Source organism: Pseudomonas sp. LBUM1671 (genome assembly GCF_059695685.1).
In genome coordinates this window covers 5,044,059-5,067,985 of sequence record NZ_CP166782.1, presented here as the reverse complement: position 1 = coordinate 5,067,985, position 23,927 = coordinate 5,044,059, and the positions used below count along the sequence as shown (strand labels likewise).

Annotated in this window: 18 protein-coding genes; 11 read left to right on the top strand and 7 right to left on the bottom strand. The window is 59.6% G+C overall.

Going from position 1 to position 23,927, the window contains the following annotated elements; translation table 11 throughout:
* Positions 1-87: 87 nt before the first annotated feature.
* The 3 genes from ACA060_RS23385 to ACA060_RS23375 form a co-directional block, all read right to left on the bottom strand.
* Positions 88-909 carry a peptidoglycan DD-metalloendopeptidase family protein gene (locus ACA060_RS23385; RefSeq protein WP_497313505.1) on the bottom strand — a complete coding sequence of 274 codons (822 nt, stop codon included), beginning with the start codon at positions 907-909 and terminating at the stop codon, positions 88-90.
* Between the two features lie 3 nt (positions 910-912).
* Positions 913-2,292, bottom strand: a complete 1,380-nt coding sequence (xseA, locus tag ACA060_RS23380) for an exodeoxyribonuclease VII large subunit (RefSeq protein ID WP_497313503.1) — start codon at positions 2,290-2,292, stop codon at positions 913-915.
* 87 nt (positions 2,293-2,379) lie between these two features.
* Positions 2,380-3,330, bottom strand: coding sequence for a LysR family transcriptional regulator (locus ACA060_RS23375; protein WP_497313501.1), 951 nt, complete (start codon positions 3,328-3,330; stop codon positions 2,380-2,382).
* A 100-nt stretch (positions 3,331-3,430) separates the two neighbouring features.
* Here ACA060_RS23375 and ACA060_RS23370 point away from each other — a divergent pair, with 100 nt between their 5' ends.
* The 4 genes from ACA060_RS23370 (at position 3,431) to guaA (ending at position 8,196) form a co-directional block, all read left to right on the top strand.
* Positions 3,431-4,198, top strand: a complete 768-nt coding sequence (locus ACA060_RS23370) for a sulfite exporter TauE/SafE family protein (RefSeq protein WP_497313499.1) — start codon at positions 3,431-3,433, stop codon at positions 4,196-4,198.
* 185 nt (positions 4,199-4,383) lie between these two features.
* The gene (locus ACA060_RS23365) at positions 4,384-4,932 is read left to right on the top strand and encodes a sugar ABC transporter ATPase (protein ID WP_497313497.1); all 549 of its coding nucleotides are present in this window, start codon (positions 4,384-4,386) and stop codon (positions 4,930-4,932) included.
* A 117-nt stretch (positions 4,933-5,049) separates the two neighbouring features.
* On the top strand, positions 5,050-6,519 hold the full coding sequence (gene guaB, locus ACA060_RS23360) for an IMP dehydrogenase (protein ID WP_109634587.1): 1,470 nt from the start codon (positions 5,050-5,052) through the stop codon (positions 6,517-6,519).
* Positions 6,520-6,618: 99 nt separating this feature from the next.
* Entirely contained in the window at positions 6,619-8,196 is a 1,578-nt protein-coding gene (gene guaA, locus ACA060_RS23355; RefSeq protein WP_109634585.1) for a glutamine-hydrolyzing GMP synthase, read from the top strand.
* An 89-nt stretch (positions 8,197-8,285) separates the two neighbouring features.
* Here the strand turns inward: guaA and ACA060_RS23350 are convergent, their stop codons facing one another.
* Positions 8,286-11,339: a membrane-targeted effector domain-containing toxin gene (locus tag ACA060_RS23350; protein ID WP_497313495.1), complete on the bottom strand. Its 3,054-nt coding sequence runs from the start codon at positions 11,337-11,339 to the stop codon at positions 8,286-8,288.
* 100 nt (positions 11,340-11,439) lie between these two features.
* On the bottom strand, positions 11,440-12,144 hold the full coding sequence (gene treR / locus ACA060_RS23345; protein WP_497313493.1) for a trehalose operon repressor: 705 nt from the start codon (positions 12,142-12,144) through the stop codon (positions 11,440-11,442).
* A gap of 236 nt (positions 12,145-12,380) precedes the next feature.
* Between treR and treP the strand changes: the two genes are divergently transcribed.
* From treP to tadA, 7 genes are all read left to right on the top strand, one after another.
* On the top strand, positions 12,381-13,823 hold the full coding sequence (gene treP / locus ACA060_RS23340; RefSeq protein WP_109634579.1) for a PTS system trehalose-specific EIIBC component: 1,443 nt from the start codon (positions 12,381-12,383) through the stop codon (positions 13,821-13,823).
* Between the two features lie 118 nt (positions 13,824-13,941).
* A complete protein-coding gene (treC, locus tag ACA060_RS23335) occupies positions 13,942-15,588 on the top strand; it encodes an alpha,alpha-phosphotrehalase (RefSeq protein ID WP_497313491.1) in 1,647 nt (548 codons plus the stop codon).
* Positions 15,589-15,693: 105 nt separating this feature from the next.
* On the top strand, positions 15,694-16,917 hold the full coding sequence (locus ACA060_RS23330) for a maltoporin (protein WP_497313489.1): 1,224 nt from the start codon (positions 15,694-15,696) through the stop codon (positions 16,915-16,917).
* 62 nt (positions 16,918-16,979) lie between these two features.
* Positions 16,980-19,514, top strand: a complete 2,535-nt coding sequence (gene ptsP, locus ACA060_RS23325) for a phosphoenolpyruvate--protein phosphotransferase (RefSeq protein ID WP_497313487.1) — start codon at positions 16,980-16,982, stop codon at positions 19,512-19,514.
* A gap of 2 nt (positions 19,515-19,516) precedes the next feature.
* Positions 19,517-19,816 carry a PTS sugar transporter subunit IIB gene (locus ACA060_RS23320; protein WP_109634574.1) on the top strand — a complete coding sequence of 100 codons (300 nt, stop codon included), beginning with the start codon at positions 19,517-19,519 and terminating at the stop codon, positions 19,814-19,816.
* Between the two features lie 296 nt (positions 19,817-20,112).
* Positions 20,113-21,489: a multicopper oxidase family protein gene (locus ACA060_RS23315; protein WP_109634573.1), complete on the top strand. Its 1,377-nt coding sequence runs from the start codon at positions 20,113-20,115 to the stop codon at positions 21,487-21,489.
* Positions 21,489-21,986, top strand: a complete 498-nt coding sequence (tadA, locus tag ACA060_RS23310; protein ID WP_497313485.1) for a tRNA adenosine(34) deaminase TadA — start codon at positions 21,489-21,491, stop codon at positions 21,984-21,986. Before ACA060_RS23315 ends, tadA begins: the two co-directional genes overlap by 1 nt.
* Positions 21,987-22,117: 131 nt before the next feature.
* On the opposite strand, the gene cmoB is transcribed toward tadA, so the two are convergent.
* Entirely contained in the window at positions 22,118-23,074 is a 957-nt protein-coding gene (gene cmoB, locus ACA060_RS23305) for a tRNA 5-methoxyuridine(34)/uridine 5-oxyacetic acid(34) synthase CmoB (RefSeq protein WP_497270968.1), read from the bottom strand.
* Positions 23,071-23,850 (bottom strand): carboxy-S-adenosyl-L-methionine synthase CmoA, encoded by a 780-nt coding sequence (gene cmoA, locus ACA060_RS23300; RefSeq protein WP_497313483.1) that lies wholly within the window; start codon positions 23,848-23,850, stop codon positions 23,071-23,073. Before cmoA ends, cmoB begins: the two co-directional genes overlap by 4 nt.
* Between the last annotated feature and the right edge of the window lie 77 nt (positions 23,851-23,927).

Genomic DNA, 23,927 nt, shown 5'->3' with positions numbered 1-23,927 from the left:
GATTGGCGGCGTACACAATATTCATGTTCACCCCGATCACTGTGGGAGCGGGCTTGCCCGCGAAGAGGCCAGTAGCCTCACAGATGACTAAGGCTGAAACGCGCCAATAAAAATCGCCGGATCCACCCGCGCATCATTCAGGCTGACATTCCAGTGCATATGCGGCCCGGTCGCCCGCCCGGTGGCGCCGACTTTCCCGACCACGCCACCGCGAGCCAGTTGCTGCCCCACCTTCACATCAATCTTCGACATGTGGCAGAACATGCTGATAAAGCCCTGCCCATGGTCGACAAACACCGTGTTGCCATTGAAGAAGTAGTTGCCGATCAGGATCACCTTGCCCGCCGCCGGGGTCTTGATGGGTGTGCCGGCACCCACGGCGAAATCCAGGCCCGAATGCGGATTGCGCTCTTCACCATTAAAGAACCGGCGCACACCGAACTTGCTCGACAGCGGGCCGTTGACCGGTTTGTCCAGCAGCAAGTTGCTTGGGGTGTTCGGACTGAACGTGCGGTAGGCGGCGATTTGCTCGGCCAGCTCGCGCTCGATGCGCTTAAGGTTCTCCGGGTTCGGATTGACCTGCTGCGTATTCTTCAGGGTGATGCGCTGTTCCGGGTATTTCTTGTTGCCGACGGTGAAACCTAGATTACGGCCGCCGCTGCTGATCGACTGCGCGCCCGGCTTGACGGTCAATGGCACGCCGATAATCGCCAGCCAATTGTTCTGCTCCTTGACCACCAGCACCGGTTTGCCTTGATAGCTGGCTTTTGGCGCCTGGGCAGAAGCGCCCAGATCCACCACGGCCACGCCACCCGGCACCGGTTTGTTCAATAGACGGGTGATGTAACTGTCGGCGTGGGCATTGAAGGTCAGGCACAGCAACAACAGCGGAGCTAAAAAACGCGGCATGGATCAATCCAGTAAAGAAAGGGTGACAGGCGTCAGGTGATTGTCTTCAACCCGGACCTGCAGCTCGCCGTTGCCCAGTTTGGCTTTCAGGCGCTGACCGGTATGGGTTTGTTCGGCACTGCGGATCGCGTTGCCGCGTTCATCCAGCAGAATGCTGTAGCCACGGGCGAGGGTGGCCAGCGGGCTGACCACCTGCAACGTCTGCACCTGACTTTGCAATTGCAGGCGACGGGCCTTGAGCCCTTCGCGCATGGCGCGCGGCAGGCGTTCGGCGAAGCTGTCGAGGCGCTGACGAAGCATCGCCAGTTGCCGTCCCGGGTGTTGCCCGGCGAGGCGGGTTTCCAGGCGAATCAGCCGTTCGCGACGGGTATTCAAACTGCGTTCAAAGGCGCGGCGCATGCGCATGTCCAGGTCGTCCAGACGTTGCGCTTGTTGGCGCAGACGTTCGCCAGGATGACGCAGACGGCGGGACATGCCTTCCAGGCGCAGCCGATCGCGCATCAGGCGGTCGCGGATGCGCATCACCAGGCGCCGATGCAGGCTTTCGACCCGGCGCACCAGGTCGCTGGAATCCGGTGCAAGCAATTCGGCGGCGGCGGACGGCGTCGGGGCGCGAACGTCGGCCACGAAGTCACTGATCGAGACGTCGGTTTCATGGCCGACGGCGCTGACAATCGGCGTCACGCAGGCATCCACGGCGCGGGCCACGGCTTCTTCGTTGAAACACCAGAGGTCTTCCAGCGAACCGCCGCCACGGGCGAGGATCAGTGCGTCGAAACCACGGGCGTCTGCCAGTTTCAGCGCGCGGACGATCTGTGCGGTCGCTTCGCGGCCCTGCACGGCGGTCGGGATCAGCGTCAGTTGGACCTGCGGCGCGCGGCGGCGAAAGACGCTGATGATGTCGCGAATCACCGCGCCCGTCGGCGAGCTGATAATGCCGATGCGTTGCGGATGCGCCGGCAGCGGCACTTTACGCTCGGCGCTGAACAGGCCTTCGGCGCTGAGTTTTTCTTTCAATGCATCGAAAGCCAGACGCAGCGCGCCGTCACCGGCCGGCTCGACGGTGTCGAGGATCAGCTGATAGTCGCCACGCCCCTCGAACAGCGAAACCTTGCCGCGCACCTTGACCGCCAGACCGTCCTTCAGCGCCTGACGGACCCGTGCCGCGTTCTGCCGAAACAGCGCGCAACGCACTTGGGCACCACTGTCCTTGAGCGTGAAATACACGTGGCCGGATGCCGGCCGGGCGAGGTTGGAGATTTCGCCTTCGACCCAGATGTTGCTGAACACGTCTTCGAGCAACACCCGCGCGCGGCCGTTGAGCTGGCTGACAGTCAGGACTTCACGGTCCAGGCCGAGTCTTGCAAAGGGATCTTTAATCATGGGGCGCAGTTTAAAGGCATTCGTCGCTGAATCTCCATGACCCAGCGAAAATCCCCTTGTGGGAGCGGGCTTGCTCGCGAATGCGGATTAACATTCAGCATTTATGTCGACTGACACGCCGCCTTCGCGAGCAAGCCCGCTCCCACAGGGATTTGTGCAGGTTTTGATGAAGTGTTGGACCAATGCGGTGGGATTTTGCTTGCAGGCGAGGGCGACGGTGCTGTGGCAATCCGGATCGGCCAGGGGTAGGAAGTGGATGTCGGGCGGTGCAATGTCCTGCATCGATTCCGGCAGCAGGGCGATGCCGAAACCGGCCTGAATCAATTGCAGTTGCGTGGTTTTGCGCGACACCACCCGCGCCGCTTTCGGGAAGAATCCCTGGCGCATGCACAACTCGGCGGACAGATAGCTCAATCCGCCACGCTGCGGATGAGGAATGGAGATAAAGGCCTCATCCTTCAATTGCGCCAAGTCGATGGCTTGCGCGGACTTATCCACAGCCAGTCTGTGATTGGGCGGCACGGCCAGCAGCAAGCGCTCGCTATATAAAGGAACAATCCGCACGCCTTCACGTTGACGCAATACCGGCAAGCGCAGCAGTCCGACATCCAGCCGATTGTCGGCCAGCGCTTCGAGTTGCGCTTCGGAAGACAGTTTGGCGATGTCCATGGACACGCCGACATGCTGATCCAGATAGTCGCTGATGCCTCGCAGCAAACGACCACTCATGGGCACGGTGCTGGAATGGCTGAGGCGCAAGGTGCCGAACTCTCCATTGCCGACCTGGGTGGCCATCTCACTGGCTTTAGTCAGTTCATTCAGCAGGTTTCTGGCTCGGGGCAAGAAGGCTTCACCGGCCGCCGTCAGTCGGGGCTGGCGTGCAGTACGTTGGAACAAAGGCGTTTGCAGTCGGGTTTCCATGTCCTTTATTTGCCGGCTCAGGGCCGACTGGGCAATGAACAGCCGTTCGGCTGCGGCACTGAAACTCCCGCTGTCGGCGATTTCCACGAAGTAACGCAATTGGCGGGTTGAAAGCACAAGGCATGCCTTTTTGAGATGGGTGAGTGGCGTTGAAGATATTAGTCGCAAGCCTCGGCGCTGGCTAAAGTCATCACAGTTATTCAAGGAAGCCGTGCAAATGAATGTGCTTGAGTTGTTGCACCAATGGCCATTCGGCGCCACGGATTGGCTGGTGATCGGATTGGGCATCGCCCTGGCTTACATCGTGTTTGGTATCGCCGGGTTTGGCACGGCGTTGGTGGCGGGGCCGATTCTGATTCTGTTTATGCCGCTGTCGAAGATTGTGCCGTTGCTGGTGCTACTGGATTTCGTCGCGGCGTTCGGCAATCTGCTGCCTTCGCGGCGGGATGTGGCGAAACCCGAGTTGCTGCGGCTGCTGCCCTGCATGGCGGTGGGCTGCACGCTGGGGGTGATCTTTCTGCTGAACCTCAAATCCGATGTGTTGTTGCTGTTGATGGGGCTGTTTATCAGCGCCTACGCGATTTACAGCTTGTGGGTCAAAACCCGGCCGACGCAATTGTCCGCCGGTTGGGCTGTGCCGATGGGCACGGTGGGCGGGATGTTCGGAGCATTGTTTGGCAGTGGCGGCTTTTTATATGCGATCTATCTGAACAGTCGGTTGCCGAAAGAGGCGGCGCGGGCGACCCAGAGTGCGCTGATCAGTTGCAGCACCGTGGTGCGCTTGAGCCTGTTTGCCGTCGCCGGTGTCTATGCCGAGCTACCCTTATTGATACTGGCCGTGTGTTTGTTGCCGGCCATGGCATTGGGGCTGTGGGTCGGGCGGCGATTGACCATGAGATTGTCCCGCGAGGCGTTCGTGCGGCTGGTGACCTGGCTGGTGCTGGCCAGCGGGATTGCCTTGATCGGGCGTTATTTGAGTACTTGACCGGATTTCCTCAGGGATTAAGCTGCCGGCCGCCCTGACGCTATCGCGGGCAAGCCCGCTCCCACAGTGACCGGGGTGAACATAACTTTTATGTACACCGCCAATCCTTGTGGGAGCGGGCTTGCCCGCGATAGCGTCGGGTGGCACACCGCAGAACTTTCTCTTTAACGCAGTAGGCTGCATCCATGAATTCGCAAAGCATCATCGTCCCGAAAATCTCCACGCTGCCGGTGCACGAACCCCGGGCCCGGGCGGTCGTGCGCTGGCTGGTGCGCAAGAACATCGTCAAAGAAGAACTGACCACCTGTGGCCGCACGGGTAATCGCATGGCTCACGCCATCGGCGACGGTGCCCGCGCTGTGGTGCTTCACCCGGAAGCCCTGCCTTTCGGCGAGCCGATCAATGGCCTGGAAATCATCACCAAGCGCTGCATCTACACGCCGGCCAAGGGGTTCATGGAGGAGGCGGGTTGCGCCGAGTGCCGCAAGGAAGTCGGTGAAGCGCTGTTCGAAAGCCTGGAAGACTGGATGCCGGGGCGCACCGATAACTTCACCTGCCCGGAATGCGGGCATGAAGACGACATCAACGGCTTTCTTTTCCTGCAGGAATGCGGCTTTTCCAACCTGGGGTTCATCTTCAACAACTGGGCAGAGGCCGGGTTCAAGCAGAGCTTTATCGATGAATTCGCCGATTGGCTTGATCAACCCGTCAGTTGGGTGAAAGTCGAGTTGTAGGAAGCAGCAATCCCCGTATATCAGTAATGCTAATAATAGACAGAGTTTTACATTGAACCCGAGGGGGTGTCTGACTATAATGGCGCGCTTCCATTTTCCCGCTCGGGAGCCCCCGCGATGCTGCGTATCAGCCAAGAAGCTCTGACATTCGACGACATTCTCCTAGTGCCTGGTTATTCCGAGGTGCTTCCTAACGAAGTCAGTCTCAAGACCCGCCTAACCCGTGGCATCGAGCTGAATATTCCTCTGGTTTCTGCCGCCATGGACACCGTCACTGAAGCCCGTCTGGCAATTGCCATGGCTCAGGAAGGTGGCATCGGCATCATCCACAAGAACATGACCATCGAGCAGCAAGCTGCCGAAGTCCGCAAGGTCAAGCGTTACGAAGCCGGTGTGGTCAAGGACCCGATCACGATCGAGGCCGACGCCACCGTTCGTGAACTGTTCGAACTGACCCGCCAGCACAACATCTCCGGCGTTCCGGTTTTGCACAATGGCGACCTGGTCGGCATCGTCACTTCCCGTGACGTGCGTTTCGAAAATCGTCTGGAAGCCACTGTCCGCGAAGTGATGACGCCTAAAGAGCGTCTGGTCACGGTCAAGGAAGGCGCCGACAAGAACGACGTTCGCGAGCTGTTGCACAAACACCGCATCGAACGCGTCCTGATCGTCGACGACAAATTCGCCCTCAAAGGCATGATGACCGTCAACGACATCGAAAAAGCCAAGGCTTACCCGCTGGCCAGCAAGGACGATCAAGGTCGTCTGCGCGTTGGCGCTGCCGTCGGCACCGGTAAAGACACCGGTGACCGCGTAGCTGCCCTGGTCAATGCCGGCGTTGACGTAGTGGTGGTCGACACCGCTCACGGTCACTCCAAAGGCGTGATCGACCGCGTTCGCTGGGTCAAACAGAATTTCCCTGAAGTGCAGGTCATCGGCGGCAACATCGCCACCGGCGCTGCCGCCAAGGCCCTGGCCGAAGCCGGCGCTGACGCAGTCAAGGTCGGTATCGGCCCGGGCTCGATCTGCACCACCCGTATCGTCGCCGGTGTCGGCGTCCCGCAAATCAGTGCCATCGCCAACGTCGCCGCTGCCCTTGAAGGCACCGGCGTTCCGTTGATCGCCGACGGCGGCATCCGGTTCTCCGGTGACCTGTCCAAGGCCATCGTAGCCGGTGCTTCCTGCGTGATGATGGGCTCGATGTTCGCCGGTACTGAAGAAGCGCCGGGCGAGATCGAACTGTTTCAGGGTCGTTCGTACAAGGCTTACCGCGGCATGGGTTCGCTGGGCGCCATGTCCCAGGCTCAAGGTTCTTCCGACCGTTACTTCCAGGACTCCTCCGCGGGCGCCGAGAAGCTGGTTCCGGAAGGCATCGAAGGGCGTGTTCCTTATAAGGGCAGCCTGAGCGCCATCATCCATCAACTGATGGGCGGCCTGCGTTCCTCGATGGGCTACACCGGCAGTGCCGACATCGAAGAAATGCGCACCAAGCCTGAGTTCGTGCGGATCACCGGCGCTGGCATGGCCGAGTCCCACGTCCACGACGTACAGATCACCAAAGAAGCGCCAAACTACCGCGTAGGTTGAGGCTTCCAGCAAAAAGTTAAGTAACCGGGGCTGTTTTATTCAGCCCCGAGTTGTTTCTGAATCACGACTGTTTCTGAATTACTTAGACGAGACTGAATCATGGCCCTCGACATTCACGCTCACCGCATCCTGATCCTCGATTTCGGTTCCCAGTACACCCAACTGATTGCCCGCCGCGTGCGTGAAATCGGCGTGTACTGCGAACTGCATCCGTTCGATATGGATGAAGAAGCGATTCGCGAATTCGCTCCAAAAGGCGTCATTCTCGCCGGCGGCCCCGAGTCCGTGCACGAAGCCAACAGCCCTCGCTGCCCGCAAGCGGTGTTCGACCTGGGCGTACCGGTCTTCGGTATCTGCTACGGCATGCAGACCATGGCTGAACAGCTGGGTGGCAAGGTTGAAGGTTCCGAGCTGCGTGAGTTCGGTTACGCCCGCGTTGACGTAGTCGGCAAGAGCCGCCTGCTCGACGGCATCGAAGATCACATCGACGCTGATGGCCTGTTCGGCCTCGACGTGTGGATGAGCCACGGTGACAAAGTCACCAAGATGCCGCAGGAATTCCACATCCTGGCCAGCACCCCGAGCTGCCCGATTGCCGGCATGTTCGACGACGCTCGCGGCTACTACGGCGTGCAGTTCCACCCGGAAGTGACCCACACCAAGCAGGGCGGTCGCATCCTGTCGCGCTTCATCCTCGACATCTGCGGCTGTGAAGCCCTGTGGACGCCGTCGAAGATCGCGGAAGACGCCATCGCTCAGGTTCGCGCTCAGGTCGGCACCGACAACGTCTTGCTCGGCCTGTCCGGCGGCGTTGACTCCTCGGTGGTTGCCGCGCTGTTGCACAAAGCCATCGGCGACCAGCTGACCTGCGTCTTCGTCGACAACGGCCTGCTGCGTCTGCACGAAGGCGAGCAAGTGATGGCCATGTTCGCCGAGAACATGGGCGTCAAGGTGATCCGCGCCAACGCTGAAGACCAGTTCCTCGACAACCTGGCTGGCGAAAGCGACCCAGAGAAGAAGCGCAAGATCATCGGCCGTACCTTCATCGACGTCTTCGATGCCCAGTCCAACAAACTGGACAACATCAAGTACCTCGCCCAAGGCACCATCTACCCGGACGTGATCGAGTCGGCTGGCGCCAAAAGCGGCAAGGCTCACGTGATCAAGTCGCACCACAACGTGGGCGGCCTGCCGGAAGAAATGAACCTCAAGCTGGTTGAACCCCTGCGCGAGCTGTTCAAGGACGAAGTCCGTCGTCTGGGCCTGGAACTCGGCCTGCCGTACGACATGGTCTACCGTCACCCATTCCCGGGCCCGGGCCTGGGCGTGCGGATCCTTGGTGAAGTGAAGAAGGAATACGCCGACCTGCTGCGTCGCGCCGACCACATCTTCATCGAAGAACTGCGCAAGGCCGACTGGTACCACAAGGTCAGCCAGGCATTCGTGGTGTTCCAGCCGGTGAAATCGGTTGGCGTTGTAGGCGATGGCCGTCGTTACGCCTGGGTCGTGGCCCTGCGTGCCGTGGAAACCATCGACTTCATGACCGCGCGTTGGGCACACCTGCCTTACGAACTGCTGGAAACCGTCAGCGGCCGGATCATCAACGAAATCGAGGGCATCTCCCGCGTCACATACGACGTGTCGAGCAAGCCGCCAGCGACGATCGAGTGGGAGTGATCCCGGTCTGACTGATCGTCCGTGACAACCGAAAGGCCCCGTGAATGTGAGTTCACGGGGCCTTTTGCGTATCGCGGTACGGTGTTTTCCTACATGGGCAAGCGTCCTTCGAGTTTCATGCCCATGCGGGTGAGGGCGTGCGAGAGATCGACCAGTCCAGGGTAAGGTTTTTGATGGATATCGGCCCAGGCGGGGCGATTGACCAGGTATTGCCCATCGGCTGTTCGTTCAACCAGCGTTTCGGTGATCAGACCGGTCCTGCTGCGATGGATCAGTGTCCAGGCTCCATTGGATTCCTTGAAGGAGAACATTCCCTGACGGAACAGGATGCGATCTATTTCAACCGGGGTTCGTTGCAGCATGGGCAAGGGGACCTGCAGGTTGATATCGGTATACAAGGTGTCGAAATCTCCATGAAAGTTGACGGGAAGCGGGCTGGCATTACGGCCCATCTCTACGCCGTGATCTATCTCTATTTGCAGGCTGTGTTCGGGAAGTACCTCCTCAATACGCAAACCGATACCGCCATTCATTTCACTGATGCCGGCCATCCCTCTAAAGGTATTGGTGTTTTCCTGGCCTGTCAGTACGACCCATTTACCTGTCCTGCCAAGCGCTTCATCGGCACGCATGATCGCAGTGGTGAGGTAGTTTTTAATGGATTGTTCCTGAACGTCAATGAAGGACGATGCTGGATAGCGGTAACTTGCGAGACAGTCGATCGCCTGGATCCGGATACCGTTCTCGCGAGCCACCTTGACGACCTCAAGGGGGGTGAACTGTCCGCTCGGATCGCTTTGTAACTGCTTCAGATATTTTTCGAGCATGCCGTCCATCTTTTCGCTTCTGGCGAAAATATTCAGGTCTAACTGATTGAAATCGTTGAGCAAGCGATGCATATAGATCGTCTTGACGCCTTGCCGGGCCAATGTCTGCATGTTCTCGATCAGGAACTGCATGCTGGCAATTCGATCCTGGCTTTCACCAATCACTAACCCGGGCGCGGCGTCGAATATCTTCTCGATGAGTTCCTGCACGGTCATGGATGGCGTAATGACGGGTTGTACCGGACGCGCTGGTAATGAGGAAAAAAAGTTCTTTTTCGAAAGCGCGGCGCGAGTATCGCTCAATAGGGTTGCGCGACGTCCAGCGACGAACTCTTCATACGGAGTCATCCCTTTTAGGCGCCCATCGGGAAGGTTGATGACTTTTATATGCGTTTCTTTTTTACCTAGCGCCAGGACGTTAAGTGACCGCCCATTGGGGGTATCGTATTTCGTCGAGGGTACGCGAAGTTCTTCCGGTGGTCGGACAGGGTCGGGCAACCGGGACGGTCCCGGAACAGCGGCGAGGCCGTCGTTGCCGCCAGCCTTTAAACCGGATTTCGGTATCAGCTCCCACTCACCCTCGCCATTCAAGCGGACAGGTATCGATCCTGAGGAGGCGTGAGGGTTTGCCGGGTCGATGATGGCCCAGTTACCGCCGCCGTTGATGTCGGCTTCGTAGCGCACGTAGTAAGCCACGTCGTTCATCATGATGGCAGTCGAGGGGTTGGAGTTGAGTGTGTAGATGCCCTGGAACTTGCCACTGGTGGCGAGTGGCGCCTCACTTTCCAGAATCTCGTTGCTTTGCCAGTTCTCTGGTACTTCAAGGTGCTGTGCCGGTGCCGGTGCCGGTCTCAGGGGGATGAACTCTTGAAGTTGAGTGGTTGCGCGCTCTGAACCGTCAGTTACCTCCGGGTCTTGTGCACCGATCGGCTCAGAAGGGTTGTTGGCCTCCCGCAGCCTGGCCATTTCGGCGGCTTCGGCGGCCTCGGCTGAAGCGCCGACTTCCTCCAGAACTTCGACCTCCTTGAGCAGCGGAAGGTTGAACAGGAGGTTGATGCCATCCAGCACGGCGCCTTTGACGCCGGCCTTGCGCTCCGCCACGGTTTTGCCGTTGACGGCCTTGTCGATGTTCAAGCCCATTGAAGCGATGCTGGCTCCAATCACCGGCAGCGCAATCGGCCAGCCGAGCAGTGCCAGCGGTCCGAAGACGTGCAGCCCGGCAGTCAGGTAGCCGAGCCACATGCCTTTGCGCAGTTGTCCATTGGTGACCAGGGACAGATCCGCTTCTTCCGACATCGCGCTCCGGACATTGCCGCTCAGCCATGTAAACGCGTCGCCGCCGATGGTGATGTTCTTCTGATTGATCAAATGGTGGTCGTATTTGCCCCACGTGCCCACCAACTGATTCATCAGGGGCGTGATGTTGTCGTGGATTTCCTGACGCACCGACAGCGGGAAATGGGTCATGAATTCGGCATAGCGCGCGTCATCGTTCATTTGCAGCAAGATCCACCAATGCATGTCCGTCAGCGTCGGATGCACATGGAAGGCTTCTGCGGCGCCGGGAACGTAGGTGATTTGCCGGCCACTGCTGTCGACAATGCGCAGAATATCCGTGGCGACATGCCCGGCGACGTCAAGGGCGCACACCCGCAGGTCGGCGGGAACAGAGGTTTGCGCACGCAAGGTCTCCAGGGTGATCGGCCAGCTTTTGTCAGCGGCGACGGCCCGGATGAGGGTTTGAAACTCTTCCTCCTGGAGCGTACCGTTTTCCCGTGCCTCGACGGCTTTACTCAGGAAATTGCATTTCGCCAAGGCCCGGTAGTCATCGAAATGTGCGCTCCAGTAGGCGTTCAGTTTGTTCAGATAACGGTCGCTGAAGGTCTCGTGCCAGAAGTCCTTGAGCACTTCGCTGGGGTACATCCGCACTTCATTGGTTTCGTTGAAAATGCTCGCGGTAGCGTCAGCGGTGTAAAACCCGCCGTAAGCGTCCAGTTGGTCGGCGTAGTCCTGATCAGTGACGTAATACCGATGAATGACCAGTTGAGTCAGGGTCATTGATTCACTGGGTTTAGGACCGTGTTCCCAGCCGAGGAAGGCCTTGGTGCTGCTGGCTGACACATTGTTGAACCGATGCCACCAGACCCGATCCGGGTCCAGGCCGGTAATGCCATGCTTTGCGAGGATTTCGCTGGCCATCGCATGGGCTTCTTCCTGCAAGTCCGGACAGGCCGTGACGATGACGGGCGCGATGACTTTCAGCTGATCCTTATCGGCGGCAGTGGTGGGCACTTCAATTTGTTGATCAACAGGCATGCTCTCGCTCCTTGAGAAAATGGGCGGTGAGAATGGCCCATTTGCTCAAGGCAAGTGCACTACATAGTTATGCCCAAACGCGATTCTGAAGCGTGTAGGGTCAGCGCCGTGCCACATCCGAAAAGTAGAATTTGTCGAGGGTATGCCGAGATTCGGTGTACTCGAACTGGCGACCGTCCTGCAGGAAGGTCTGGTTGCTGACCACGATCACATGGCTTTGGCCGTCGAGGTCCAGATGGTGCTGGTCGTCCTTGCTCCGCGGCACTGCTTCGATAGTGCGCTGGGCGTAGGCGATTTGCAGTTGCAGTGTCTGCTCGATAAAGGCGTAGATCGACTGCTCGGCGATGTCGCGGGACAGGCCGGGAATCACGTCGCTGACGAAATGGTTGATATCGAGGATCACGCGTTTGCCGTCGATGCGCCGCACGCGTTTGATCCGCGTGATCAGGCTGCCTTTTTCAGCCTTGATGTGTTCGAGCAGCGGCCCTTCGAGGGGAATTTGGGTGAATTCCACCACCTCGGTGCTGACGTCGTTGCCCAGTCGCGGATAAGTCTCCTGGAAGCTGACGATGCCGCCCAACTGGAATTCGATCGGGTTGGTCGACAGCACGAAGGTGCCTTTACCGTGGACTTTCTGGGCGAAACCACGCTCCTGCAATTGCTCGATGGCCTTGCGCACGGTGCCGCGGCTGGCCTGGTAGCTGTCCATCAATTCGGTTTCAGAAGGCAACCGTGCGCCGCGTTCCAGACGTTCGGTCGTGATGCTGGCAAGCAGATCGCTGTAGATCTGGTTGTATTTACTCATGGGGATGGCTCTGTGCCGCGATGTACTCAAGGTTTCGAACCTTAAGGGCAGGGTAGGGGTTTGTCCATGCAGCTTTAGGTTTCATCCCTTCTAGGAGTAGGAAACTTCGCCGCCGGTCGGGTTCAGAATAAACAAAATCAAACTCGTCTGTACGAGTTGTTGCTTTAACTCGTACAGACGAGTACTTTTCGCTTCGGCGTGCTGCCAAAAACAAAAAACTACAGCGGAAGAAAAGCATGAGCCACGACTATCCGAATATCGCCAGCGAGCTGCTGCAAAGCCTCGGCGGCAGCGACAACCTCGAGCAGGCCGCGCACTGCGTCACACGCCTGCGCCTGGCCCTCAAGGACCCGAGCCTGGTCAACAGCGCCACACTGAACCAGATCGACCTGGTCAAAGGCTCGTTCTTCACTGGCGGCTTGTTCCAGGTGGTCATCGGCCCCGGCGAAGTTGAAAAGGTCTACGCCGAACTGCGCCGTCAAACCGGTCTCGCCGCTTCAACCATCGCCGACGTTAAACAAAAAAGCGCCGACAAGATAAACGCCATGCAGCGTCTGGTGCGGGTGTTTTCCGACGTGTTCATGCCGATCCTGCCGGCGCTGATCATTGCGGGGCTGTTGATGGGCATCAACAACCTGATCGGCGCCAAGGGCATGTTCATCGAGGGCCAGACCCTGCTGGACGCCTACCCGAAACTCGACGGGCTCTGGAGCCTGATCAACCTGATGGCCAACACTTCGTTTGTGTTCCTGCCTGCCTTGGTCGGCTGGTCGGCGGCCAAGCGATTTGGTGGCAGTGAAATCCTCGGTATCGTGCTCGGTCTGATGCTCGTTCACCCCGATCTGCTCAATGCCTGGAACTACGGAAAGGCCGTTGCGGGTCTCGACGGCCAGAGCCTTCCGTACTTCGACATCCTCGGGCTGTTCCAGATCGAAAAGGTCGGTTACCAGGGGCAGATCCTGCCGATCCTGCTGGCGGCCTATGTGATGAGCGTCATCGAAAAATGGCTGCGGGCGCGGGTGCCGAACGCGGTGCAATTGTTGGTGGTGCCGATTACCACCATCGTTGTCACCGGTGTGCTGGCACTGGCCGTCATCGGCCCGGTGACCCGTCATCTGGGGATTCTCATCACCGAAGGCGTGGTCATGCTGTTCGACCTCGCGCCCATGGTCGGCGGGGCGATTTTCGGGCTGCTCTACGCGCCGTTGGTGATCACCGGCATGCACCACATGTTCCTCGCAGTCGACTTGCAACTGATCTCCACCCAGGGCGGCACGTTCATCTGGCCGATGATCGTCATGTCCAACCTCGCCCAGGGCAGCGCGGCACTGGCGGTGTTCTACATGACCCGCAATGTGCGCGATAAAAGCATGGCCTCGACCTCGGCGATTTCCGCTTATTTCGGCATCACCGAACCGGCCATGTTCGGGGTCAACCTGCGCTACAAATTTCCGTTCTATGCGGCCCTGTGCGGTTCGGCCCTGGGCTGCATCTTCCTGTCGATGAACAAGGTCCAGGCCTCGGCCATCGGGGTCGGCGGCTTGCCTGGTTTCATCTCGATCATTCCGCAGTTCATTCCGATGTTCGTGATCGGGATGGTCATCGCGATGGTGGTGCCGTTTGTTCTGACCTGTGGGTTGAGCATGAAGATTGTCCGGCCAGGGTTTCGGGTTGCCTGAAAGATCGCATTCGCGAGCAAGCTCGCTCCTACAGGTTGACTGCATTCCAATGTGGGAGCGGGCTTGCTCGCGAAGGGGCCCTCAAGGCCCTTACAAAACTTATTGAAGGAATAGCGCCATGCAAGACTGGCAACGTTCGGTGATCTACCAGATCTACCCGAAGAGTTTTCACAGCCACGCCGGCAACCCCACGGGTGATTTGCTCGGCGTCGTGGCCAAGCTCGATTACCTGCACTGGCTGGGTGTCGATTGCCTTTGGATCACGCCGTTCCTGCGTTCGCCCCAGCGCGACAATGGTTACGACATCAGCGATTACTACGCCATCGACCCGAGCTACGGGACCATGGCCGATTGCGAGTTATTGATCGCCGAGGCCGGCAAGCGCGGGATCAAGTTGATGCTCGATATCGTGGTCAACCACACCTCGATTGAACACACCTGGTTCCAGCAGGCCCGCAGCAGCCTCGACAACCCGTACCGCGACTTCTACATCTGGCGCGATCAGCCGAACAACTGGGAATCCAAGTTCGGCGGTTCGGCCTGGGAATACGAGGCGCAAACCGGCCAATACTTCCTGCATCTGTTCGATCACACCCAGGCCGACCTGAATTGGGACAACCCGAAGGTGCGCGCCGAAGTCTTCAAGATGATGCGTTTCTGGCGCGATAAAGGCGTGGGCGGTTTCCGTCTCGATGTGATCAATCTGATCTCCAAACCGGCGGATTTCCCCGAGGACAACACCGACGGGCGACGCTTCTACACCGACGGCCCGAACGTGCACGAGTACTTGCAGCAAATGCACCGCGAAGTCTTCGAAGGTCACGACCTGATCAACGTTGGCGAGATGTCCTCCACCAGCCTTGAGCACTGCATTCGCTACTCGAAGCCGGATTCAAAAGAACTGTCGATGACCTTCAACTTCCACCATCTGAAGGTCGATTACCCGAACCTGCAGAAGTGGATCCGCGCCGACTTCGACTTCCTCCAACTCAAGCGCATCCTCTCGGACTGGCAGACCGGTATGCAGGCCGGCGGTGGCTGGAATGCGCTGTTCTGGTGTAACCACGACCAGCCGCGCGTGGTCTCGCGTTTTGGCCATGACGGCGAGCATCGCGTGGTGTCGGCGAAGATGCTCGGCACCGCGCTGCACTTCCTTCAGGGCACGCCGTTTGTGTATCAGGGCGAAGAGTTGGGCATGACCAATCCGGGGTTTGATCACATCGATCAGTATCGCGATGTCGAGACGCTGAACATCTTCCGGCTCAAGCGCGAAGCCGGTGCTAGCGATGCCGACAACATGGCGGCGATCATGCAGAAGTCCCGGGACAACGGCCGTACGCCGATGCACTGGAACGCCGAGCCGAACGCCGGATTCAGCGCCGCAGAACCCTGGATCGGCGTACCGGCCAACGCGACGCAGATCAACGTCGCCTCCCAGCTCGACGACCCGGATTCCGTGTTGCATCACTATCGTCAGTTGATTGCCCTGCGCCGCAGTGAAGCGCTGATCTGCGATGGCGTCTATCGGCAGTTGTTGCCGGAGCACACGCAGATCTGGGCGTATGTCCGCGAAGGGAATGGCGAACGTTTGCTGGTACTGAACAACTTCTATGGCACGCCGTGCGAAGTCGAACTGACGGATGACGTGATCAGCGAAGCGATGGCTCAGCGTCTGGTCATCAGCAACTACCCGGACTGCCCGCAGCGAAATCGGCAGATTCTTCTCAGGCCCTATGAGTCATTCGTTTTGCACCTGACCGACTGACCGACCACTAAAAAACACCGACTTTAAAAACACGCAGAACGCTGCGCGGGGGAGTTTTGCGCGCCGAATTTGCAGAACAACACAATAAAAATAATGGGGTGGTTCTTGAAAACAACACTAAATCGCAGCCTTGCCGTCGCGAGCGTATGCCTGGCGTTGCCATTGTCGGCGCAGGCCCTGGAGTTCGGCGGTTACTTGCGCAGCGGCGTCGGAACGTCGGTCAACAGTGGTAAACAGCAGTGTTTCCATCTGCCCGGCGCGCAGACCAAATACCGCTTGGGCAACGAGTGTGAGCAGTATGGTGAACTCGAACTACGCCAGGACCTGTACACCCTGGACGACGGTTCGGTGCTGAGTGTCGACGGCATGGCTTCGCTGTATAACCAGTACGACAAGGACCTGACGTTCAACGAGGATAACGGCTCGATCCGCTTGCCACAGCTTTACGCGCAATGGTCGAACATGCCGAGCCTCAACGGCGGCTCGTTGTGGGCCGGTCGACGTTACTACAAGCGAAACGACATCCATATTTCCGACTTCTACTACTGGAACCAGAGCGCCACCGGCGGCGGTATCGAGGATGTGTTGATCGGCGATCTGAAATACAGCTATGCCTTTTCACGCAAGGACAACCTGTACCAGAAGGACTACATCAATCGTCACGATTTCAACGTCGCCGGTTTCAACACTAACCCCGGTGGTGAACTGGAATTCGGCCTGAGCTACATCGACAAACCCGACAGCCGCAATGCACACCGCGGCTGGGCAATCACCACTCAGCATGTGCAGAAAGGCTTTCTGGGCGGCAAGAACAAACTGGCCTTCCAGTATGGCGAAGGCCCCGGCACCGGGTTGGGCTATACCGGTAACGTGAAACTGGACGACAGCAACAAAAGCTATCGTGTGGTGGAGTTTTTCGACTGGCAAGTGACACCGCGGTTCGGTGGGCAACTCGAGGCGGTTTACCAGAAAGACATTCGCCCGGACGGTGCCGACCAGAACTGGATTTCCCTGGGGATTCGCCCGGCCTACGCGATCACCGAGCAGTTCAAGCTGGTGACCGAACTGGGTCACGATCAGGTCGAAGCCGAGGGCGGCACACGCAAGCTGAGCAAGTTCACCTTCGCTCCGACGTGGTCGCCCAAAGGCCCGGAATTCTGGGCTCGCCCCGAGGTGCGTCTGTATTACACCTATGCCAGCTGGAACGAGGCGGCCAAACGGGCGGCCAATGAACTGGCGGCGGGTTCGGCGTTGTCCGATACCGGCGCCTTCGGCACGGCGCGGCACGGCTCGAATGTCGGATTGCAGGTCGAGTACTGGTGGAAATAAGCGATGCTGTCGGAGCCTCGCGCTCCATCGGCACTTCAAAGAACAAAACAGCAGGTGACGTCATGGCCACACCCCAACAATTGCAACTGCACGCCCCGTTGTCCGGCGTATTGATGCCACTGGACCTCGTGCCCGATCCGGTGTTTTCCAGCCGCGTGATCGGCGATGGCGTGTGCATCGATCCGACTTCATCGACCTTGTGTGCGCCGCTGGCAGGGGTTGTCAGCAATGTGCAGGCCAGTGGGCATGCGGTCAGCATCACCGATGAAAACGGCGTGCAGGTGTTGATGCACATCGGCCTCGACACGGTGAACCTGGCAGGCAAGGGGTTCACGCAACTGGTGGAGGAGGGCCAGCAGGTTGATGTCGGGCAGGCGCTGATCGAGTTCGATGCCGATTTTGTTGCGACGAATGCCCGCAGCCTGCTGACGTTGATGCTGGTGGTCAGCGGTGAGCCGTTCGCCTGGGTGACGCCGGAAACGGGCCTGGTGGAAAGTGGTCAGCCGCTCTTGAGTTTGAATCCGATTGAGCAGGGGACGGATGCACCGGTAGTGGAAGAAGACGAAGCAGTGTTCTCCAAACCGGTGACACTGGCCAATCCGAATGGCTTGCACGCCCGTCCGGCCGCGGTGTTCGCCCAGGCGGCGAAAGGTTTTTCGGCGAGCATTTGCCTGCATAAGAAGCAGGAGAGTGCGAACGGGAAATCCCTGGTGGCGATCATGGCATTGCAGACGGCTCACGGTGACGTTTTGCAAGTCAGCGCGGCCGGCCCTGATGCTGAAGCGGCGATCAAGACACTGACCGAATTGCTAATGACGGGGTGCGGCGAAGCGGTGGAAGCTCCGGCGCAGGTTGAGGCAAATGCGATCGAGGCTACATCGCTGACCGTTTTGCGTGGAGTTTGCGCATCACCCGGATCGGTGTTTGGCCAGGTGGTGCAGATAGCCGAGCAAAACCTGGAAGTGAATGAACTCGGCGCCACACCGCAGGTTGAACGCGATCATCTGTCTCGCGCCCTGGCCGAGGCGCTGGTGGCCCTGCAACAGTTGCGTGACAACGCCCTTGGCGAAGCGCAGGCAGATATCTTCAAGGCGCATCAGGAACTGCTCGAAGACCCGGGTTTGCTGGAAGTGGCTCACGTGATGATCAACGAAGGCAAAAGTGCCGGGTTTGCCTGGCGCGCGGCCACTGAGTCGACCGCTGCTTTGTTCAAAAGCCTGGGCAATGCCTTGCTCGCGGAGCGGGCGGCGGACCTGGCCGACGTGAGCCAGCGGGTGCTCAAGCTGATCCTCGGCGTACGGGATCAGACGATGGAGCTACCAGAAGGAGCGATCCTGATCGCCGAACAACTGACGCCGTCACAGACTGCCGGGCTCGATACCCGAAAGGTGCTGGGTTTCGCCACGGTCGGCGGCGGCGCCACCAGTCACGTCGCGATCCTCGCCCGGGCGTTCGGGTTGCCGGCGATCTGCGGGCTGCCGGTGCAAGTGCTGGCGCTGGTCAACGGCACCCAGGTGCTGCTTGACGCCGACAAGAGCGAACTGCAACTGGATCCGGACTTGCAGGCCATCGAACAGCTGCAAGCCAAACGGCAGCTGCAACAGCAACGCCAGCAACATGAGTTGGCGAACGCAACGCAGGCCGCCTGTACCCGCGACGGTCATCATTTTGAAGTCACGGCCAACATCGCTTCGCTGGCTGAAGCCGAACAGGCTATGGCACTGGGAGGCGAGGGCGTCGGTTTGCTGCGTTCGGAGTTTCTTTATCTGGATCGCAACCATGCACCGAGCCATGACGAGCAGGCGTCTATCTACAGCGCCATCGCCAAGACACTTGGGCCGACGCGCAATCTGGTGGTGCGCACCCTGGACGTCGGCGGCGACAAACCGCTGGCCTACGTGCCGATGGACAGCGAAACCAACCCGTTCCTGGGCATGCGCGGGATTCGTTTATGCCTGGAGCGCCCGCAGCTTTTGCGCGATCAGTTCAAGGCCATTCTGAACAGCGCCGGGCTGGCCCGGCTGCACATCATGCTGCCGATGGTGACGCAGCTTTCGGAGTTGCGTCTGGCTCGGCAACTGCTTGAAGAGGAGGTGCTTGCGTTGGGCCTCACGGAACTTCCCAAGCTGGGCATCATGATCGAAGTGCCGGCGGCGGCACTGATGGCTGATCTGTTTGCGCCCGAAGTGGATTTCTTCTCCATCGGCACCAACGACCTTACGCAATACACCCTGGCCATGGATCGCGATCACCCGCGTCTGGCCAGTCAGGCCGACAGCTTTCATCCGGCGGTGCTGCGCTTCATTGCCAGCACCGTGAAGGCCGCGCACGCCCACGGCAAGTGGGTCGGTGTGTGTGGCGCCATGGCCTCCGAGACGCTGGCCGTGCCGCTGTTGCTGGGGCTGGGGGTGGATGAGCTGTCAGTGAGTGTGCCGTTGATTCCGGCCATCAAGGCGGCCGTTCGCGAAGTGGATCTGGTGGACTGCCAGGCCATTGCCCAACAGGTCCTGGGTCTGGAAAGTGCCGGGCAGGTGCGCGAGGCGTTGCGCCTGTATCACGAGGCGACGGTCGATACTTCACTGGTTCTGGAGAACTGAACATGTTCGAGAAAATGCAGCGAGCGTTCTGGAAAGCGTTGACGCCGGATCTGGTGGTTGATGAGCCGAAGGTAATTGCTCAGCCTGTTTCCGGGCTGGCGCCAGAAGTCGTAGCCGCGCTGGGCGGTGTGGATAACCTCAAGTCGCAGCAGCCTGTGGCGCTGACCCGGGTGCGGGTGGAGTTGCGGGATGTGTCGCGGATGGATCGGCAGGCATTGAATGTGGCTGGGGTGCCAGGAGTCATGATGCTGGGCGAAGGCGTTGTGCATTTGTTGATGGGATTGGTAGCTGCCGGACGTTAGTTGATCAGATTCAAGAGCCACCCCTCACCCCAGCCCTCTCCCCACGGGGGAGAGGGGGAAAGGGAGCAGATCTTCAAGCTTTTCAAACCTGAGTTCGGCTCGATTTTTCAGGTCGATGTAGCTCCAGGAACAACTCGGTCAGTCCCCTCTACCCCCTGGGGAGAGGGTTAGGGTGAGGGGTGGCTCTCTGCGGCCATCCGCCGCCCCCACCCTTACCGTTTCTCATCCGCAGGTGTATCGTATTCGCCTTTTACAGGCCCTCGGGCCTGTCGCTGATACGTGAGGTAGTTGAGTTCATGTCCTTTACCCGTCGCCAAATCCTCGGTGGCCTGGCCGGTCTTGTTGTCGTTGGTGTCGGAGCGGGGGGCGCTTCGCGGTACTGGCTGGGCAAGATGGCTGACGCTGACGCCGGCCACGACTATGAACTGATCGCAGCACCGCTGGATGTCGAACTGGTCGCTGGGCACAAGACCCCAGCCTGGGCGTTCGGCCCGTCGGCGCCAGGCACCGAGTTGCGGGTGCGTCAGGGCGAATGGCTGCGGGTGCGCTTCATCAACCATCTGCCGGTGGCGACCACCATTCACTGGCACGGCATTCGCCTGCCACTGGAGATGGACGGTGTTCCGTACGTTTCGCAATTGCCGGTGTTGCCGGGCGAATACTTCGACTACAAATTCCGTGTACCGGACGCCGGCAGTTATTGGTATCACCCGCACGTGAACAGCAGCGAAGAACTCGGCCGTGGCCTTGTCGGCCCGCTGATCGTCGAAGAGCGCGAGCCTACCGGTTTCAAGTACGAGAAAACCCTGAGCCTCAAGAGCTGGCACGTTGATGAAGAGGGCGCTTTCGTAGCGTTCAGCATTCCTCGCGAGGCCGCCCGTGGTGGCACGGCGGGGCGCCTCTCGACCATCAACGGTGTCTCGCAAGCGGTGATTGACTTGCCCGCCGGGCAAATCACCCGTGTGCGCCTGCTCAACCTCGATAACACGCTGACCTATCGCCTCAACATTCCCGGCGTCGAAGCGCAGATCTATGCGTTGGACGGCAATCCCGTAGAACCGCGGCCCATGGGCAAGGAATACTGGCTCGGCCCGGGCATGCGCATCTGCCTGGCGATCAAGGCGCCGCCCGTCGGTGTGGAATTGTCCCTGCGCAACGGCCCGGTTCGCCTGGGCACATTGCGCTCGGTAGCGAATACCGATGCACCCACCGAATGGCCGCCCGCGCTGCCCGCCAACCCGGTGGCAGAACCGGACCTGGCCAATGCCGAGAAACTCAACTTCAATTTCGAATGGGTAGGCTCGGTGTCGGTCAACGTCGACAACGGCAAGCCGCCGAGCTTGTGGCAGATCAACGGCAAGGCCTGGGACATCACCGACAAGACCTGTGCCGACCGGCCGATTGCCAAGCTCGAGAAGGGCAAGAGCTACATTTTCGAATTGAAGAACATGACTCAGTATCAGCACCCGATTCACCTGCACGGCATGAGTTTCAAGGTCATCGCCTCGAACCGGCACAAGGTCATTCCGTACTTCACCGACACCTACCTGCTGGGCAAGAACGAGCGCGCGCGAGTTGCGTTGGTGGCGGATAACCCCGGCGTGTGGATGTTCCATTGCCACGTGATCGATCACATGGAAACCGGCCTGATGGCCGCCATCGAGGTGGCCTGATGCGTCAGATTCGTCCCGCCGCGATCATCGACCGTAGCCGCGACCGCGACTTCATGCGCGAAGCCCTGGCCCTGGCCGCACAAGGCGCGGCGCTGGGTGAAGTGCCCGTGGGCGCAGTGCTGGTGCAAGACGGCGAAATTATTGGTCGCGGCTTCAACTGCCCGATCAGCGGCAACGACCCGAGTGCCCATGCCGAGATGGTCGCGATCCGCGCCGCGGCGTTGGCGGCCAGCAACTATCGGATGCCGGGCAGCACGCTGTACGTGACCCTTGAGCCGTGCAGCATGTGCGCCGGGCTGATCGTGCATTCGCGGATTGCGCGGGTGGTGTATGGCGCTCTGGAGCCGAAAGCGGGGATTGTGCAGAGTCAGGGGCAGTTTTTTACCCAGGGCTTCCTGAATCACCGGGTGCTGTTTGAGGGCGGGGTGTTGGCGCAAGAGTGCGGGGCTGTACTCAGCGAGTTCTTCAAGGCCCGCAGAGCCAAACCTTCAGAATAAACACCGGCCCCTGTGGGAGCGGGCTTGCCCGCGATGGCGTCGGCACATCAAACATTGATTTTGACTGAACCAACGCTATCGCGGGCAAGCCCGCTCCCACAGGTTTATCTGGTGTCTGGGAAATTGGAGTTCTACTTACGAGCAACAATGACGGCCCGCATCGGCGCCGGCAGCCCTTCAACCGTCTTGCTGTGATCCTGCGGATCCAGAAAATCACTCAACGACTGATACTTCATCCACTCCGTCCCGCGCTGTTCCTCGACCGTGGTCACGCTCACGTCAACACAGCGAACATCCGTGAACCCGGCACGCCGCAGCCACAATTCCAGCGCCGGCACCGACGGCAGGAACCACACGTTACGCATCTGCGCATAACGGTCTTCCGGCACCAGCACCTGCTGCTGATCGCCTTCGATCACCAGCGTCTCCAGCACCAGTTCACCACCCTTGACCAGGCAATCCTTCAGCGCCAGCAAATGCTCGATCGGCGAACGACGGTGATAGAACACGCCCATGGAAAACACCGTGTCGAAGCCTTCCATGTTTGGCGGCAGGTCTTCGAAAGGGAACGGCAGGTGCCAGGCATTGGGTTCTGACAAGTAACGCTGCACCGCCTGGAACTGGCAGAAGAACAGCCAGTTCGGGTCGACACCGATCACGCTGTCGGCCCCGGCACCGAGCATGCGCCACATGTAGTAACCATTGCCGCAACCGACATCGAGGATGCGTTTGCCCTTCAAATCCAGGTGCGGAGCGACCCGCGACCACTTCCAGTCCGAACGCCATTCGGTGTCGACGTGCACGCCGAACAGGTCAAACGGGCCTTTGCGCCATGGCGACAAACCCATCAACGCCGTGCGCATTTGCGCACGGGTTTCGTCATCGCAGTCAGTGTCCAGCGTCAGACCGTTGAGCAAATCAACTTCACTCGGCTGAATCTTCGGCAGAGCATCCAGCGCACTTTGCCAGCGCTCAAGGTCGCCGTGACCCTTTTCCATTTTCTTGTCGAGTTGCGCTTGCAGGGTGTTGGCCCAGTCGGCCAGCGGTGTGCCGGCCAATCGGCGGGCGAGGGGGGACAGATCAATCATGGCAAGGCAATCAACGAGGCAAAGTTAAGACATTGGAACCACGGCACGACTTTCGAGAACCCGGCAGCCAACAGGCGCTCGCGGTGTTCTTCGAGGCTGTCGGGCTTCATGACGTTTTCGATGGCGCTGCGCTTCTGGGCGATTTCCAGCTCGCTGTAGCCGTTGGCGCGTTTGAACGCGACATGCAAATCAGTGAGCAGCGCGTGTTCCTCCAGATCATTGAAGCGCAGCTTCTCCGAAAGAATCAGCGCGCCGCCGGGCAGTAGCGATTGGCGGATGCGTGTGAGCAACGCGGTGCGCTGGTCCGGGGCGATGAATTGCAGGGTGAAGTTCAGCGCCACCACCGAGGCGGGCTGAAAGTCGAGGGCGAGGATGTCGCCCTCGATCACTTCCACGGGCAGCAACTCCTGGAACATCGAGTCCTGACCGTTGAGGTATTCGCGGCAGCGCTCGACCATCGCCGCAGAGTTATCCACAGCGATCACTCGGCAACCGTCGGTGCGCACGTGACGACGCAATGCTTGAGTCACGGCGCCCAAGGACGAGCCCAAGTCGTAGAGCACGCTGTTGGGCTGGGCGAATTGCGCGGCGAGCACGCCGAGGTTCTCAACGATGGTCGGATAACCCGGCACCGAGCGCTTGATCATGTCCGGGAACACCCGCACCACGTCCTCGTTGAAGGCGAAGTCAGGCACCTGGGCCAAAGGCTGGGCGAAAAGGCGATCGGGGTCTTTGCTCACGGCGGTTCCAGCGGCATAGGTGGAAAAGGCCGGCATTTTAGCCAAATTGACGGGGGGATGCGCGGGTTGTCTGACGTGGTGAGGGGATTTATCCCCGTTGGACTGCGTAGCGG